Annotated in this window: 1 protein-coding gene; it reads left to right on the top strand. The window is 71.4% G+C overall.

The genetic code is table 11. The features are described 5' to 3' along the window. Nucleotides 1–238, top strand: a 238-nt coding sequence (locus WDW90_RS40370; RefSeq protein WP_336493142.1) for a TCP-1/cpn60 chaperonin family protein, incomplete at both ends; no start/stop codon positions are given.

Genomic DNA, 238 nt, shown 5'->3' with positions numbered 1-238 from the left:
CCTGGCCAAGCTCGCGGGCGGCGTCGCGGTGATCCGCGTCGGCGGCTCGACCGAGGTCGAGGTCAAGGAGAAGAAGGACCGCGTCGAGGATGCCCTGCATGCCACCCGCGCTGCGGTGGAAGAGGGCATCGTGCCGGGTGGCGGCACCGCGCTGCTGCGCGCCAAGAAGGCGGTCGCGGGCCTGTCGAGCGACAATGCCGACGTCGCGGCCGGCATCAAGATCGTCCTGAAGGCGCTC

The sequence above is a fragment of the Methylobacterium nigriterrae genome (genome assembly GCF_037106235.1).
GTDB classification, from domain to species: domain Bacteria; phylum Pseudomonadota; class Alphaproteobacteria; order Rhizobiales; family Beijerinckiaceae; genus Methylobacterium; species Methylobacterium nigriterrae.
The sequence above is the reverse complement of the archived record's forward strand: the minus strand, read 5'-3'. Positions and strand labels throughout refer to the sequence as shown.